This is a genomic window from Streptomyces formicae (assembly GCF_002556545.1).
Lineage (GTDB): Bacteria > Actinomycetota > Actinomycetes > Streptomycetales > Streptomycetaceae > Streptomyces > Streptomyces formicae_A.
Map to the genome: position 1 here is coordinate 141,049 of NZ_CP022685.1, position 15,638 is coordinate 156,686.

General features: G+C 72.7%; 15 protein-coding genes. 4 read left to right on the forward strand and 11 right to left on the reverse strand.

Annotated elements, in window-relative coordinates; all coding sequences use genetic code 11:
- Positions 1 to 39: 39 nt before the first annotated feature.
- The gene (locus KY5_RS00625) at positions 40 to 933 is read right to left on the reverse strand and encodes a universal stress protein (RefSeq protein ID WP_098240293.1); all 894 of its coding nucleotides are present in this window, start codon (positions 931 to 933) and stop codon (positions 40 to 42) included.
- A 186-nt stretch (positions 934 to 1,119) separates the two neighbouring features.
- Between KY5_RS00625 and KY5_RS00630 the strand changes: the two genes are divergently transcribed.
- Positions 1,120 to 1,827 carry an HPP family protein gene (locus tag KY5_RS00630; protein WP_234362564.1) on the forward strand — a complete coding sequence of 236 codons (708 nt, stop codon included), beginning with the start codon at positions 1,120 to 1,122 and terminating at the stop codon, positions 1,825 to 1,827.
- 54 nt (positions 1,828 to 1,881) lie between these two features.
- Positions 1,882 to 5,103: an ATP-binding protein gene (locus tag KY5_RS00635; protein WP_098240294.1), complete on the forward strand. Its 3,222-nt coding sequence runs from the start codon at positions 1,882 to 1,884 to the stop codon at positions 5,101 to 5,103.
- Here the strand turns inward: KY5_RS00635 and KY5_RS00640 are convergent.
- The 5 genes from KY5_RS00640 to KY5_RS00660 all read right to left on the reverse strand — a co-directional run bounded on the left by KY5_RS00640 (position 5,084) and on the right by KY5_RS00660 (position 9,248).
- The gene (locus KY5_RS00640) at positions 5,084 to 5,866 is read right to left on the reverse strand and encodes an ABC transporter permease (protein WP_098246984.1); all 783 of its coding nucleotides are present in this window, start codon (positions 5,864 to 5,866) and stop codon (positions 5,084 to 5,086) included. The genes KY5_RS00635 and KY5_RS00640 overlap by 20 nt on opposite strands.
- A 26-nt stretch (positions 5,867 to 5,892) precedes the next feature.
- Positions 5,893 to 6,834, reverse strand: a complete 942-nt coding sequence (locus KY5_RS00645) for an ATP-binding cassette domain-containing protein (RefSeq protein ID WP_234362565.1) — start codon at positions 6,832 to 6,834, stop codon at positions 5,893 to 5,895.
- Positions 6,835 to 7,015: 181 nt separating this feature from the next.
- Positions 7,016 to 7,579, reverse strand: coding sequence for a TetR/AcrR family transcriptional regulator (locus KY5_RS00650; RefSeq protein WP_098240296.1), 564 nt, complete (start codon positions 7,577 to 7,579; stop codon positions 7,016 to 7,018).
- Between the two features lie 69 nt (positions 7,580 to 7,648).
- A complete protein-coding gene (locus KY5_RS00655) occupies positions 7,649 to 9,052 on the reverse strand; it encodes an amidase (protein ID WP_098240297.1) in 1,404 nt (467 codons plus the stop codon).
- Complete coding sequence (locus KY5_RS00660) at positions 9,039 to 9,248, reverse strand: hypothetical protein (protein ID WP_098240298.1); 210 nt, start codon at positions 9,246 to 9,248, stop codon at positions 9,039 to 9,041. The genes KY5_RS00655 and KY5_RS00660 overlap by 14 nt, the downstream gene beginning before the upstream one ends.
- A gap of 108 nt (positions 9,249 to 9,356) precedes the next feature.
- On the opposite strand from KY5_RS00660, the gene KY5_RS00665 reads away from it, so the two are divergent.
- Positions 9,357 to 10,286: an MBL fold metallo-hydrolase gene (locus tag KY5_RS00665; RefSeq protein WP_098240299.1), complete on the forward strand. Its 930-nt coding sequence runs from the start codon at positions 9,357 to 9,359 to the stop codon at positions 10,284 to 10,286.
- Between the two features lie 150 nt (positions 10,287 to 10,436).
- Here KY5_RS00665 and KY5_RS00670 read toward each other — a convergent pair whose 3' ends face one another.
- The 3 genes from KY5_RS00670 to KY5_RS00680 form a co-directional block, all read right to left on the reverse strand.
- Positions 10,437 to 10,802, reverse strand: coding sequence for an ANTAR domain-containing protein (locus tag KY5_RS00670; RefSeq protein ID WP_234362566.1), 366 nt, complete (start codon positions 10,800 to 10,802; stop codon positions 10,437 to 10,439).
- A 147-nt stretch (positions 10,803 to 10,949) separates the two neighbouring features.
- Positions 10,950 to 11,564 carry an ElyC/SanA/YdcF family protein gene (locus KY5_RS00675; RefSeq protein ID WP_098240300.1) on the reverse strand — a complete coding sequence of 205 codons (615 nt, stop codon included), beginning with the start codon at positions 11,562 to 11,564 and terminating at the stop codon, positions 10,950 to 10,952.
- Between the two features lie 35 nt (positions 11,565 to 11,599).
- Positions 11,600 to 12,517 carry a MerR family transcriptional regulator gene (locus KY5_RS00680; RefSeq protein WP_234362567.1) on the reverse strand — a complete coding sequence of 306 codons (918 nt, stop codon included), beginning with the start codon at positions 12,515 to 12,517 and terminating at the stop codon, positions 11,600 to 11,602.
- A 40-nt stretch (positions 12,518 to 12,557) separates the two neighbouring features.
- Here KY5_RS00680 and KY5_RS00685 point away from each other — a divergent pair, with 40 nt between their 5' ends.
- Positions 12,558 to 13,376: a maleylpyruvate isomerase family mycothiol-dependent enzyme gene (locus tag KY5_RS00685; protein WP_098240301.1), complete on the forward strand. Its 819-nt coding sequence runs from the start codon at positions 12,558 to 12,560 to the stop codon at positions 13,374 to 13,376.
- A 9-nt stretch (positions 13,377 to 13,385) separates the two neighbouring features.
- Here the strand turns inward: KY5_RS00685 and KY5_RS00690 are convergent, their stop codons facing one another.
- Positions 13,386 to 14,672: a cytochrome P450 family protein gene (locus KY5_RS00690; RefSeq protein WP_098246987.1), complete on the reverse strand. Its 1,287-nt coding sequence runs from the start codon at positions 14,670 to 14,672 to the stop codon at positions 13,386 to 13,388.
- Between the two features lie 37 nt (positions 14,673 to 14,709).
- Entirely contained in the window at positions 14,710 to 15,582 is an 873-nt protein-coding gene (locus KY5_RS00695) for an NmrA family NAD(P)-binding protein (RefSeq protein WP_098240302.1), read from the reverse strand.
- Positions 15,583 to 15,638 lie beyond the last annotated feature (56 nt).

The following is a 15,638-nucleotide window of genomic DNA, read 5'->3' on the forward strand; positions in this document are numbered from 1 at the left end:
TTCGTGCCCCCGCCGGGAGGTCCCGGCGGGGGCGCGGTGCTAGGCGGGCACCACCGCGACCGGGCACTGGGCGTGCAGCAGGACCGCGTTGGCGGCCGAGCCGACGAGGAACGAGTCGGCGTTCACGCGGCGCCGGTGACGGCCGACGACCAGCAGGTCGGCGGTCTGCGAGGCCACGACGAGACGGCCCGCGGCGTCGGCCGCGGTGACCACCTTCTCGACGGCCACATCGGGGTAGCGCTCGATGAAGGCGCCGAGCCGTTCGTCCTGCGCCTCCGACAACGCCTTCTCCTCGCGCGGGCTCTCGGGCGTCCCCGCCGCGTCCAGGTATCCGCCCATGAGCGCCAAGGTCGAGAACGGCACCGGGTACGTGGTGATCACCTGGAGCCCGGCGCCCCTGCGCCCGGCCTCCTCGAACGCGAACTCCACCGTGGCATCGCTCGTCTCCTCCGGCGCGAGGCCGAGCGCGACCCTGCCGAACGTGCCCGCCGCCTCGACCGACTCGGTCCTCGCGGCATGCGGGACGACGACCACGGGACAGGCGGCGCGCGCGGCGCACGCGCGGCTGACGGAGCCGAGCAGCAGACTCGCGAAGCCGCCGCGCCCCCGCGAACCGAGCACCAGGAGCTGTGCCTCGTCGGCGAGTTCGATCAGCGCCGGGGCGGGGCTCCCGTCGACCGCGGAGTAGCGGACGGGCGGCAGGTCCGCTCGGCCCTCGATCGCCTCCCGCACCGAGGCGAGGACGGGGACCTCGTCCACGGGTGGCATGGCGGGCAGCGCGCCCGGCAGGGGAAGGGCCTTCACGTAGTCGGCCCTGATGTGCACGACGAGCAGTTCCGCACTGCGGCGCCGCGCGGCGTCCAGCGCCCACTCGAGGGCCTTGAGGCTGTGGTCTGATCCGTCGACGGCGGTGATGACCGGAAGACTGTTCATGATCTCCATCCTGCGCCCGGCGAAGGCCGTACGGCAGGGACGAAGGGCCCGAACGGATGCGCATCGCCGCCCGCTCCACCGGCACGCGGCGCACCTCGGTCGGCGGGCCCGCCCCCTCGCCCCGCGTCCTCCGCGGCGGGCGACGTGACCCTGACCTGCGGCAACTCGAAATCACTTCGTAGAATCTTGGACGAGTACGCGGACGTCCTGACCCTGGAAGGCCGCCGGCACCCGACCTCTCCCGCCGACCGCGAGGAGGCCGCGCCGACTCCTGCCCTGCCGTCCCCGCCGTCCGGTCCCCCGGCCGCCCAGTCCCGGAACTCCCCTGTCTTGAGCACCGACGTCCTGAACACCGACGAGACCGTCGAGGTCTCGCCCGCGCCCGTCCGCCCCCGCATCCGCACCCGTCTCGCGGGCCGCGCGCCCGCCCCACCGTCACCGGGCACCGCGCTGCACGCCGTCAGCGCCGCCACCGCCGTCCTGCTGGCCTTGGTCGCCATCGGCTCGCTCATCCACGAGCCCGTGCTCATACCCCCGCTGGCCGCGTCCGCCGCGATCATCCACAGCGTGCCCGGGCTGCCGCTCGCCCAGCCGCGCAGCGTGATCGCGGGCCATCTGCTGTGCACCGCCGTCGGCTACGCGGTCGCCGCCTCGCTCGGCACCACGCCGTGGGCTGCGGCGCTCGCGGCAGGGATCGGCCTCGCGGTGATGACCGTCGCCCGTACCCCGCACTCACCGGCGTGCGCCACGTCCGTCGTCATCGTCCTGCACACCCCGCAGCCCGCCTCCTTCGTCCCCCTCCTGGTGGGCTCCACGGTGCTGCTCGTCCTCGCGGGCTGGGCCCTCTCGTACGCCCGTCCGGGGGCAGCGCGCTATCCCGCGTACTGGTGGTGAGGTGACGTCCGCTCCGGGCGGCCGAGCACGACGTGCGGCGTCTAGCCTGCACGGGTGAGCACCGAACTGACCTTGCTGGCACGGGTCGCCTGGCGCGGACAGGAGGTCACCGCGCCCCGGCTGCGTGGACTCCTGGCACTCCTGGCGAGCGAGCCGCACACCGGCTGCGGCACCGAACGGCTCATCGAGGGGCTGTGGCCCGACGCGTTGCCGCAGCACCCGGACAAGGCGTTGCAGGTTCTGGTGTCCAGGGCGCGGGCCCTGTTGGGCGCCGGTGTCCTGGTCGGTACGCCGGTCGGGTACCGGCTCGCGCTGGCCGATGAGCAGGTCGACAGTTCCGTGTTGCCGGTGCGTGCCGCCGCGAGCGAGGAGCTGGCCAGGGCCGGGGACCCCACCGGTTCGCTGGCGGCGGCCGAGGCCGGGCTCGCACTCTGGGAGGGCGGCGGTGAACTCGGCGGACCCCTCGGCGAGTTGCGTGCCGCGCGGGCCCCGGTGCGCGACCGGCTCGTCCGCGCACGGGCCCTCGCGCTGGCGAGGCTGGGTCGGCACGCCGAAGCCGCGGGACCGCTGGCGACGCTCGCCGAGGAGCGGCCGCGCGACGAGGAGGTGCTCGCCGAGCTGCTGCGCGGCCTGGCCGCCACGGCGGGCCCGGCAGCCGCGCTGACGCGGTACGAGGAGTACCGGCGCGACCTGCGCGAGCAGCTCGGTACGGATCCGGGCGCCGCCCTCAAGGCGGTTCATGAGGAGCTGCTCGACGACGAGCCGCGCGCGGTCCGGATCGGCGTACCCCATGAGCCGAACCCGCTCCTCGGCCGTGCGGACGACATCGCCGCGGTGACGGAGCTGCTGCGCACGTCCCGTGCCGTCACCGTCGTGGGCCCCGGTGGCCTCGGCAAGACCCGGCTCGCGCACGCCGTCGGCCGCGCGGCCGAGCAGCGCCTGGTGTACTTCGTGCCGCTGGCCGGGGTGAGCGAGGACCGGGACGTGGCCAGGGAGGTGGCCTTCGCGCTCGGCGCCGGCCAGGGTCCGCACAGGCCGGTGGGCCAGCACGCCCTCGCATCGCCCGCTCTCCCGGCCGACCCGGTCCCCGCCATCCTCGGCGTCCTCGGCGCCGGGCCCGCGCTGCTGGTCCTGGACAACTGCGAGCACGTCGTCGAGGGCGCCGCCTCCCTCGTCCACGCGTTGGTCTCCTCTTCGGCGCGGCTGCGCGTGCTCGCCACCAGCCGGGCTCCACTCGGCCTGACCTCCGAGGCGGTGCACGCACCGGACGCGCTCCCTCCCGACACGGCCGCCGAGTTGTTCACCCAGCGCGCCCGCGCCGCCCGGCCCGGTGTGCGGGTGCCGCATCGGGAGGTCGCCGTGCTCTGCCGTCATCTGGACGGTCTGCCGCTGGCCGTGGAGCTGGCCGCGGCACGGGTACGGGTCCTGTCGGTGACGGAGATCGCCCGCCGTCTCGACGACCGGTTCGCGCTGCTGCGCGGCGGGGCCAGGGACGCGCCGGAGCGCCACCGCACGCTGCACGCGGTTGTGGATTGGAGCTGGAACCTGCTCACCCAGGACGCCCGGGCGGCGCTGCGCACCCTGTCCGTCTTCCCCGGCGGATTCTCCGGCCCGGCGGCGGAGCACGTCATCGGCGGGGACGCGTTGGGGCTGTTGGAGCAGTTGGCAGGCCAGTCGCTCGTCACCGTCATCGACACGCCGGCCGGTGTCCGCTTCGGGATGCTGGAGACCGTACGGGAGTTCAGCGCGGCCCGTCGTACGGAGGCGGGTGAGGACGAGAGGGCGAAGGCCCGGTTCCTGGACTGGGCACGGGAGTTCGGGCTCGCCCACCACGATGTGCTCTTCGGCGCCGATCCGTCGACCGCCCGCGAGCGGATACGGGCCGAGCAGGACAATCTCGTCGGGGCCCTGCGGCTCGCCCTGGCCCGCGCGGACGGCCCGGCCACCGCGGCCGTCACCGCCGTCCTCGCCGCCCTGTGGTTCACCGGCTCGCACTATCCGCGCCTCGCCGCCCTCGCCGCCGACACCGGTCCCGCCCTCTCCCGCTACCGCCCGGACGCGGCTCGGCCCGCCGGTTCCGCGCACGTCGAAGCGGCCCGTACCGCCGCGGTGTTGTGCGCGGCGGGGCTGTTCATGAGCTTCGGTCCGCACGCGGGCGCCGCGCGTCAGCTCCTCGCTCTGCGCCGGCTGCCTCCGGGCCCGGCCGACACCCTGCCGCGCGCCGCCGCGACCGTGCTCGCCGCGATTCCGGCGATGCGGCCTCCCGCGTACGACGTGTTGCACCGGCTCCGCGCCGGTGGGGAGCCGCTCGTCGCGGGGATCGCCGAGTTCGTGGCCACCTACGTGTGGGAGTACGAGCACGACACCGAACGCCAACTCGCCGCCGCCGAGCGGATGATCTCGGCCCTGGCTCCGGTCGACATTCCGTCCCTGCGGGTCATCGGCCACGGCCGGGTGAGCGATCTGTACCTGCGGACGGGACAGGGCGCGCGTGCCCATCAGCACCTCACCTCGGTGCTCGAAACGATGGACCGGCCCGGTGCGGAGCACGACGTGCTCGGCGTGCTCGGTGTCCGCCAGGCGCTCGCCCTGGCCTGCCTGCAACGTGGCCGTACGGACGAGGCCGAGCGGTGGCTGCGCCGGGCCGAGGGCGAGAGCGGCCCTGCGGACGACGCCTCGCGGAGTCCGCACCAGGACGCCTTCTACAGTCCCCTGCCCGGCATCCGCGCCGAGATCGCGCTCGCCCGCGGGCTGACCGGGACCGGGCTCGGCCTGTGGCGCACCGCGGTTCAACAGATGCCAGGGACCGGCTCCCAGCACCGCGGTGATCCCTGGCTGGATCCCTGGGCGCTGCAGATCCAGGCCGCGGCGGTGACCGCGCACGCGAGCGCCGGTGACCTCGAACCCGTCGCGGAACTGGCCGAACAGCTCGGCCGACGGCTGCGCGCGCTGCTCGACGACGCGGCCTCCGGGCCCGTGGACCTCCGGGTTCTCGGGACCGTGCTGCACGCGCTGGGCACGGCTGGGCTCTCGTCAGGAGCGGCTCGGTCCGCCTATGGAGACGACGCCCGCGCCGACGCCGTACGCATGATCGCGCTGGCCGAACGGCTGGGGGCGCTGCGGGAGTTCCAGCCCACCATGTCGGCGGACCGCGCCCGTCGGGCAGCGCGGGACGCCGACGCGGCGGTGTACGCCGAAGCGGTATCGGCGTACACCGCCCTGCGACCGGGCGAGCTGCGTCAGGCGGCCCGCGCGCTCACTTCGGGTCGCGGTTGAACAGCGACAGCGACCAGGCGTAGCCGAGCTCGGCGAGGCCCAGGCACCACGCGACCGTGAGCCAGCCGTCGCCGCCGATCCCGTTGCCGAGCAGCAGGCCGCGCAGTGTCTCGATGGCCGGGGTGAACGGCTGGTACTCGGCGATCGGCCTGAACCAGGCGGGCATCGCGGACAGCGGGACGAACGCGCTGGAGATGAACGGCAGGACGATCAGCGGCACCGCGTTGTTCCCCGCCGCTTCCCCGTTCGGGCTGGCCATGCCCACGCCCACCGCGATCCAGGTGAGCGCCAGGGCCACGAGGACGAGGAGCCCGAAGGCCGCGAGCCACTCCGCCGCCGTGGCGTTCGCGGAGCGGAAGCCGATGGCCACCGCGACGGCCCCGACCAGGACCACGCTGACGACCGCCTGCAGCACGCTGCCCACCACGTGTCCCACCAGCACCGAGGCGCGGTGGATCGGCATCGTGCGGAAGCGCGTGACGATGCCCTCGGTCATGTCGTCGCAGACCGACACGGCGGTCCCCACCAGGGAGCAGCCCAGGGTCATCAGGAGGATGCCGGGGACGAGATAGGCGACGTACGCGGATCGGTCGCCGCCACCGGGGCCGGTGCTCGCCTCGGTGCTCGCCTCGGTGCCGATGCCGGCGCTCATCACGTCGCCGAAGATGTACACGAACAGGAGGAGCAGGACGAGGGGGGTGAGGAGGGTGTTCAGGGTGAGTGAGGGGTAGCGGCGTACGTGCAGGAGGTTGCGGCGCAGCATGGTGACGCTGTCGCGCACGGCCCCGCTCACCGGTTCACCCCCTGCTTCTTCTCCTTCTCGCTGCCGGGGTGGCCGGTCACGGCGAAGAAGACGTCGTCCAGGTCGGGTCGTTCGAGGGTGAGTCCCTCGACCTCGAGGCCCGCGCCGTCGACCCGGTCGAGGATCGCCTTGACCGACCGCACGCCGCCGTCGCTGGGAACCTGCAAGGTCGGCGCCTCGTCGTGGCCGGTCCCGAGGCCGAGCTCCCGCTCCGCCTCGGGGAACAGCCGCCGCGCCCTGCCGAGTGCGTCCGCGTCGGCGAACCGCAGCCGCACGTGGCCGCCGGGGACGAGCCGTTTCAGTTCGTCGGGGGTGCCCTCGGCGACGAGCCCACCGCCGTTCAACACCGCGATGCGGTCGGCGAGTTCATCGGCTTCCTGGAGGTACTGCGTGGTGAGGAAGACGGTCACACCGTCGGCCACCAGTGCACGGACGATCTCCCACATGGCGTGGCGGCTGCGCGGATCGAGGCCGGTGGTCGGCTCGTCGAGGAAGATGATCCGCGGCTCGCCGACCAGGGTCATGGCGATGTCCAGGCGCCGCCGCATCCCTCCGGAGTACGTGGACGCGGGCTTCTTCGCGGCGTCCACCAGATCGAAACGCTCCAGGAGCGCGGCGACACGGCTGCGGCCTTGGCGGCGGGGCACCTTGTGCAGATCGGCCATTAGCCACATGTTCTCCTCCCCGGTGATCAGCCCGTCCACGGCGGAGAACTGCCCGGTGACACCGATCGCCTCCCGCACGGCGCGCGGGTCGGCGACCAGGTCGTGACCGCCTACGCGCAGGTCACCGGCGTCGGCGGTGACCAGGGTCGAGAGGATCTTCACGACGGTGGTCTTCCCGGCACCGTTCGGCCCGAGCAGGGCGAAAACGGTGCCGACCGGAACCGTCAGATCGATCCCGTCCAGAATCGTCCGCCCCTCGTACATCTTCCTCAGCCCTCGGACGTGAACTGCCGATGCGCGGGTGGATGGGCGGGTGGCTGTTGCTCTTCTCGTCATGCCGAAGAGCCTGCGACGCCCCGCTTTCAGCGCGCACTCACCACGGTTTCACCACGTTGAAACGGCCTGCCGCCTGCGCCACGGCTCAGGCAGGCCCTGGATGACTGAACTACCCCTGTCGGTCCCCACGCCCCGCGTCGAGCACCCCGCTCACCAACTGCCGCGCGTACGCAGAGTCATGTCCGCCGGGGCGGAACAGGATGCGGTACATCATCGGGGCGACGACGTGGTCCAGCACCGTCTCCACGTTCGGACCCGGCTCGCCCCGGTCGGTCGCCCTGGTGAGGATGACGTCGACCTGCTCCGCCGCGTAGGCGGAGCAGCGGCCCGCGTTGCTGCCGTCCGGGTCGCCGAGCAGGGCGTCGCGGATGTAGGCGCGGCCCGCGGGGGACGCCATCTCGTCGAGGAACTGTTCGGCCCAGGCTTGGAGGTCGGATTCCAGGTCGCCCCTGTCCTCGGGGGGCGCCTCGGGGCGCAGGTGCTCGACCGCGACGTCCGAGAGGAGCGCTTGGAGGTCGCCCCAGCGGCGGTAGATCGTCGACGGGGTGACCTCGGCGCGGGCCGCGATCAGGGGGACCGTCAGTGCGTCGCGGCCCACCTCCGCCGAGAGGTCGCGCACGGCGGTGTGCACCGCTTCCTGTACTCGGGCGCTGCGCCCGCCGGGGCGCGCCATCGGTCTACGACTCACGACATCACCTTAAAGCCCGGTCGCGGCGCCGCCTCGGAACCCTGGTTCACGAGGTCAGAGGGCCACGGCCGCCGGGACGTATCCGTGGGCGCCGGCGGTCTCCTCGTACGCGTGCCCCACCCGCAGGACCACGTCCTCGGCGAGCGGACGGCCGAGCAGTTGCATGCCGATCGGCAGGCCCGCACCGTCGCGGCCGACCGGCAGGGACAGGGCCGGTATCCCGGTGATGTTGGCCGGGGCCGACAGGCGGACGTACGCGTCGGAGACGCTCTCCGTCGTGCCGTCGGGCCAGGTGATGGTCTCCTGGTCCGAGCGCACCGCGGTCGTGGGAACCGTCGGGGCGGCGACCACGTCGACCTCGTCCAGCATGCGCAGCCACGCCTGTCGCATGAGCGTGCGGGCCCGTTGGGCGCGCAGGTAGTCCCCGGCCGACATCAGCTCCCCGGCCTCCAGGAGGACCCGGATGTCGTCCCCGTAGCGCTCGGGGGCCGAGCGCAGCGTCCGCTCGTGGTAGGCCGTGGCCTCCGGGACCATCAGGCCCCACTGGGTGGCCTGGACGTAGCGGGCCATCGGGATCTCGACCTCGACGAGGGTCGCCCCGAGGGCTTCCAGGTGGCTGTGGGCGGCGCGTACCGCGGCTTCGACCTCGGGGTCGACGTGGTCGAAGTAGTAGTTCAGGGGGACGCCGACGCGCAGTCCGCGCAGGTTTCCGCCGGGGACCGGCCGGTAGTCCTTGGCGGGCACGGACAGGCTGGCGGGGTCGCGGGCGTCGTGCCCGGCGAGGACGGACAGCACCAGGGCGGCGTCCTCGACGGTGCGGGTGAGGGGTCCGACGTGGTCCAGCGACCACGACAGGGACGTCACGCCGTGCCGCGCGACGAGGCCGTACGTGGGCTTGAGGCCGACGACGCCGTTCAGCGCGGCGGGCACGCGGATCGAGCCGCCGGTGTCGGTCCCCAGGGCGAAGGTCGCCGCGCCCGCCGCCACGGCGACCGCCGAACCTCCGCTCGAGCCGCCCGCCACCCGGTCCCGGTCCCACGCGTTGCGGGTCTGCGGCGTGGTCAGCCCGTACGCGAACTCGTGGGTGTGGGTCTTGCCCACCAGGGCGGTACCGGCGGCGGCCAGTCGCGCCGCGACCGAGCTGTCGGCGTCCGCCCGGTGTTCCGAGCGGACCCGGGAGCTCGCTGTGGTCGGCACACCGGCGACGTCGATCAGATCCTTGAGCGCTACGGGGATGCCGTGCAGCGGCGACCTCGGGTGGGCTCGGGTACGCAGCTCGCGCTCCGCGTCGCGCGCAGCGTCACGCGCCCGTTCCGCCGTCACCGTGACGTACGCCTGGAGGCCGGGCTCCGTCCGCTCGATCCGCTCCAGTACGGAGTCCACCAACTCCACCGGGGAGAGCCGCTGTTCGCGCATCTCCTGCGCGGCCACGGCGAGGGTCAGCTCATACGGCCGCATCGTGTCGCTCCTCTCCCGCGCGGTGCGCGGCGGGCGGAGTCTCGGCGAAGTCCAGTTCCCGCAGTCGGCTCACCACGGAGTGGATGTGGTTCGCGGTGGCCGCCACCACCTGGTGGCGGTCGGTCGCCAGCGGGAGGCCGGAACGGGCTGCCCAGCGGGCGGCCTCCGGCGGGGTGAGTTCTTCGGGGGCAGGCATGGCAATCCCTCTCGCACTACTAAAAGCTAAGTGTTTGCTTTAGCGCCACGGTAGGACCTAGGCTCGACTAACGCAAACGCTTAGCTTTTACGAGAAGGGGAGACCCCCGTGCCGTACTGGACCGTCGGCGACATCACCGTCCACCGCATCGACGAGACACCCCTGCCGCCCGGAACCGGGCCCTGGCTCCTGCCCGACGCCACGGCCGAGGTCGTCTCACAACAGGACTGGCTGCGCCCCGACTTCGCGGACCACGAGGGCGTACCGCGCCTGGACAGCCACAGCTTCGCGCTCACCGTGGGCGGCCTCCGCGTGCTCGTCGACACGGGCATCGGCAACGGAAAGACGCGGGCCAACCCCGCCTGGCACGACCTGCGCACCGACTACCTGCGGCGACTCACCACCGCCGGGTTCACACCGGACTCGGTCGACCTGGTGATCCTCACGCACCTGCACACCGACCACGTCGGCTGGAACACCCGGGAGGTGGACGGCGCGTGGGTCCCCACCTTCCCCCGCGCCCGGTACGTCACCTCGCGCGCCGAGCGGGAGTTCTGGGCCGCGCAGGACATGGACGAGCCCCGCAAGCAGATGTTCCGCGACTCCGTGCATCCGGTCGAGGACACCGGGCTGCTGGATCTCGTCGACGTCCCGCCCCAGGGCACCGACCTCTCCCCGGGGCTACGGCTGGTGCCGGCCCCCGGCCACACGCCCGGCCAGGTGACCGTCGAGGTGAGCAGCCTGGGCGAGAAGGCGGTCATCACCGGCGACGTGATCCACCACCCCGTACAACTCCCCCACCCCCACATCGGTAGCTGCGTCGACATCGACCCGGAACAGGCCGAGACCTCTCGCCGCGCGCTGCTCGGCGCGCTCGCCGACACAGACACCCTCCTTCTCGGCACGCACTTCCCCGAGCCCACGTCAGGCCGCGTGACCTCGCACGAAGGCGCCTATCGCCTGACGCCCGTACCCCCGACGCGTCGGGCCCAGCCGGGTGCCGCCCGTTTCAGCGCTCGCAATCGGGGCACTTCGTGATATCGGCGGAGCAACCGAGTCATCCCCCAAGGGCGGGTTCGGCAGTGAGCCCGCCCTTCGCCCCTTGCCCAGCGGCAAGGGGCGAAGCAATGGGACAGTCAGTGACGCATCGAACGGCCGTCGCCGGGCCACGGCGGCCGGGCCCGGGGCTCAGCCGGTCGGCGGTTCCACGTCCGCGCACTGGCTGTTGCGCCGCTGCTGCATCAGACGATGTTCGAGTTCCGCACGTATGTCGCCCGGCAGCACCCCGCTGCACCCCCAGTCGATCAGTGTCTCGGCCACCTCGCGCAGCTTGGTGTTGGTGTTCATGGAGACTTCGCGCAGGGCGTCCCACGCCTCGGCCGGAGTGATCTGCCCGAGTCCGACGAGGAGCCCGATCGCCTGGTCGACGATCGCGTGCGACTGCACGGCTTGCTGCAGCTGAGCGACCTCTTCCTTGAGCTCGGCCACCTCTTCGGCGACCTCTTCGTCGGAGCCGGTCGCGCCGTCGGGGCGCTCATGGCCGTGCTGGGTCAATAGAGCCTCCGGTGTGAAGGTTTCGGCACCACCCCCTCACTGTTGCGGCCCTTGCGTCGGCGCGCAATCCCCAACAACTGGGAGTGGTAAGGCGATTCTGTCAGGCCGTCGGCGCGGTGGGCCCCGTACGCCGAAGCGGGTGCGCGGTCACTTCCGTTCGTCGGCCTCGATGCCACGGAGCGTCCACAGTCCGTAGAGCGCAAGCAGCGGTTTGACCGCCATCCACTCACCGGCGCGGTAGTCCTCCGCGCGGACCACCCTCGCGGCGAGGTCCGGGCGTTGACGCCGCAGGTACGCGCGGGCCTTGAGCGCGTGAGCGGGCTGGGAGACGATCTTGATGCGGTCGACGTCCTCGATCAGCGGGATCACTCGCGTGATGTTCTCCCAGGTCGTCGCGCTGCGGTCTTCGAGGAGCAGCGTGCCGTCGAATCCGAGCTGCGACTTCGCGTAGTCAGCCATCAACCGGGCCTCCGCCGCGCCACCGCCGATCGCACCGCCACTGAAGATCACGCGGGTTCCCCGGGCGCCGTCTGTCGCGAGGGAGCGCATTCCGGCGCGGACCCGCCAGCGGTTGATCGCGTTGGCCGTCGGCTGGGGATTCCGGAAGCCCAGCACCACCACGGCTTCCACCCCGGCTCCACCACCGACCCCGGAAGCGTGCCCGCCGTCTCCCACGAGAGCGCGAGACCAGCGCCTGTTCAACCACTCGCCCCAGGCCAGGGCCACGACCCCGACCACCGCCACCCCAGTCCTTCGTCGCATGCGGCGACTCTAGGGCACCGTCGCCCGCAACCCGGCTACGACGTGGTCGTCGACACAGCCCCGCTCCCCGCACTCCCGTCCAGTGCGTCCAGCAGCAGGAAGTGCGCCTCCCCCACCGTCAGGTGCTCCCCGGTGACGGACCTGACGTGGCGCCAGTAGCGCCGCATCCCCGCGCTCCGGTCCAGTGCCGCGGCCCCGGCAAGCTCGCGCCGGAACGACGGCGTGTCCTTCTCCCCCCGTGCGGACGCGTGCACCCTCACGTACGCGTCGAGCAGCCCGGCAGGCCGCGCGCCCGCGCGCACCGCGTCACAGAGCACACCGATCTCCCCGCGCAACACCGTGTGCTGGTACGCGGCCACCGCGTCGGCTCTGCGCCTCCTGAACGCCCGCTCGCGCAGGACGGGTTCGGAGACGACACCGACCATCCCGGCGTACGCGACGACCTGTTCCGGGGACGGGTCGGTCGGCGGCCGCGGTACTCCCACCGCGAGGAACATGCCCAGGTCGTCAGCGACCACCGTCGGCGCGAACGCGAGCCTCCAGAACCCTTCGAGCGTGCTACGAGCGGTCGCCCCGTCGCTCGCCGCGGCCAGCAACTCAAGGCGTGCGGCGCGCTCTTCGGTCGAGGCGACCCCCTCCAAGGCGCGCAACGACGCCCGGCGCCAGGCCAACGCCGCCAAGGACACATCGAGCGCGGCACGTTCCTGGGCGGCGGCCTCCGCGACGGACCGCTCCCCCGCGAGGACCTCGACGACGGCCCGCAGCCCGAGGCCCAGTGCGCGCAACCTCCGTACGAGAGTGAGCCGTTCCACCGCGGACGCGTCGAAGCGTCGGTGTCCGCCCGCGCTGCGCAGCGACTGGAGCACGCCCTCGTCGCAGTAGAAGCGCACCGTCCGCACCGGCACCCCGCAGCGCCGCGCGAGCTCACCGATGCTCATCGTGACGTCATCCACCTTGAACCTCCACCCGGGTGGAACTCCTACCGTTCGGCACATGAGCCACCGACCCGATCATGACATCGCCGACGACACGGATCAGCACCTGGACACCGACCAGCTCGCCGCCGCCCTCGTCGAACAGACCACGGCGTTCACAGAAGCCGTCGCGGGAGCCGACTGGGACGCGCCGGTCCCCACCTGTCCCGCGTGGCAACTCCGGGTGCTCGTCGGCCACATAGGACAGGAGCACCGTTGGATGTCCGACATCGTCAGGACCGGCGGCGCCTCGCCCGTCCCCGACCCGCACCACGCGGAGCCGCCAGCCGACTGGCGAGGGTGGCTGCGCGACGGCGCTGCGGGCCTCGTCGACGCCGTATGGACGGTGGGCGCCGACACACCGGTGTGGACCTTCGTCGGCCCCCGGCCCGCACGCTTCTGGCTGCGTCGGGCCACCCACGACACCACCCTCCACCGAGTCGACGCCGCCCTGCACGCCGCCGTCCCCTACCGGCTCCCGCCGCGCCTCGCGGCCGACGCGATCACGGAACTGCTCCAGCTCCTGCGCCTGCTCGCCCTGCCCGCCGCCGAGGGCCTGCGCCCGACGGCCGCGAAGCTGCGCGGGCAGGGCGAAACGATGCGGATCGTCACGACCGACGTCGGAACCAGCCCTCACACAGTGACCGCGTGGCTCGTCACCCGCACCCCCGAGGGCCTCACCTGGCAATCCGACACCGGCGGTGTCGCCGACGTGGAGGTCTCGGGGACGGCACAGGACCTGTTGCTCGTACTCGCCCGTCGCCTGCCGCCCACCCGGGTCTCCGTAGACGGCCAAGCCGCCCTGCTTCACCACTGGTTGGAGCACTCGCTCCTCTAAGCGGGAGCCCTAGAGGGCACTGCGTCGCGCACCGTCCAGACCGACCGGAAGGCCGCTCAGGCTGTTGAAGAGCAGGGAGCGCAGCGGCGGCGGATCCGCCTGCGCCAAGGCGAGTTCCGGGAAGCGCTTGAACAGCGCGGGCAGGGCCACGGTTGCCTCCAGACGTGCCAGGGGCGCGCCCAGGCAGTGGTGGATGCCGTGGCCGAAGGTGAGGTGTTGCCGGTCGCCGCATCGGGTGATGTCGAACTCGGCTGCCTTCGGGCCGTGTTGGTCGCTGTCCCGGCCGAAGGCGGTGTAGCCGAGGACTACCGGTTCGCCCTCGCGCACCGTGCGTCCTGCGAGATCCACGTCGCGGCGGGCGTAGCGGAAGGGAAGATTGGCGACGGGCGGGTCCCAGCGCAGGGTCTCCTCGACGGCCGCCGTCCAAGGCGCTCGCCCGCGTCGCAGCAGTTCGCGTTGCGCGGGGTGCGTGAGCAGGGCTCGTACCGCGTTCACCAGCAGGTTCACGGTGGTCTCGTGGCCCGCCACGAGCATCAGGAGGAGGGTGTCGATGAGTTCGGAGGTGCTCAGTTCGGGCTGAGGGAGAGCGTCGGCTGCCTCCCCGCCGGTGGCTCCCCGTGCGTCGATCAGGGCCGTCGTCAGGTCGTCGGCCGGGTGGGCCCGCCGTTCGTCGATCAGGGCGGCGAGTTCCCCGCGCAGCGCGGCGTGCGTGGCCGCGGCCTCCGTGGGCGAGGGCTCGGTGCCGAACAGCGCACCGCACAACGCGCGCACCCGTGGCGCGCGGCGGGCGGGCACACCGAACAGCTCACAGATGACGCGGATGGGGAGCGGGTGGGCGAAGCACGCCCGCAGGTCGACCGGCTCTCCTGCCGCGCGGGCAGGCATCTCCGCTATTTCCCGCAGGAGTTGGTCGGTCAGCGCGGCGACCCGCGGCTCCAGTTCCCGGACTCGGCGCATGGTGAATGCGCGGGCGAGAGGGGCCCTGAGGCGGCGGTGGTCGGCGCCCGTCGCGGTGGTCATGTTCTGGATGGTCACCAGCGGCGTCAACGGCCAGCCGACCGGGACCTCGCCGCGCCGCCAGGCACCCCACGCGGCCGGATCCTTCACGAACCGGGCGTCCGCGAGCACCTGACGGCCCACCTCCGGCCGCGTGACCAGCCACGCGGCGACCCCGCCCGGCAGTTCCACCGCGACCACGGGGCCCCGGGCCCGCAGCCGGGCGCTCTCTGTGTGGTGGTCCTGTCCTGCGGGGTCGAGGCGGTAGAGATCACAGAGGGGCGTGGTGGCCAGGCTCATGCGCATCACGGTAGTGCCCGGCTGGGCACCACGGCACTCACGTACTGGAGACGGCCGTCGCGAGCAGCTCGGCTGCGAAGTCCTCGGCCGAGCGCGGCGGGCGGCCGAGTACGCGTGAAACCCCGTCACCGAGACCGGCCACGCCCTCTTGGCGATAGTTCGCGTACAGGTCGTGCAATCCGTCGATGACCTGCGGCGTGACGCCGCGGTCCGCGAGCGCGCTCCGCCAGGCGTCGTCCAGGGGGACGTCGACGTACCTCACCGGTCTGCCGAGAGCGGCGCCGAAGCGGTCGCAGAGTTCCTGCAGTGTCAGTGCCCGAGGACCGCTGATCTCGATGTCACCGCCGATGGGACGCTCCGCCAGGAGTTCAGCGGCCGCGACGTCCGCGATGTCCCGGGTGTCCACATAGCCCCGGGCGCCTGGTCCCGCCGGATCGGCCAGTGCGCCCTCGGCGATGGAGGCCGCCGCGGGCAGGAAGTTCTGCAGGAAGCGGTCGGGCCGGAGAACAGTCAGTTCCGGGACACCGACGCGTCGCAGGCGCTCGGTGATCGTGTCGTGGGCGCCGGTGACGGCGTCCGGGACGATCCCCTTGCCGGAGAAGGCGCGGGCACCGAGTTTGACGATCCGGCGCGTGCCGGCCTCGATGGCGGCAAGACCGAGGTTCGTCTCGACGTCGACCTGGTTGTCGACAAAGGGATGCGCGAGATAGAGCCGGTCCACGCCGGTGACCGCGGCCCGGACGTCCGCCGGATCGGTGACCTCCCCGCGGAAGACCTCACCGCGGACCTCGCCGAGCTTCTTGGCGCCGGCCTCGGAGCGAACGAAGAACCGCACATCGCTGTGGTCGCGCAGCACTTCGGTGAGGAAGCGTCCCACCGTTCCGTTCGGCGTAGTGACCAGGATGGTCATAGATCCCCTCCACGAATACGGACACGGCCACGGACACGGCCACTGACACGGCCAAG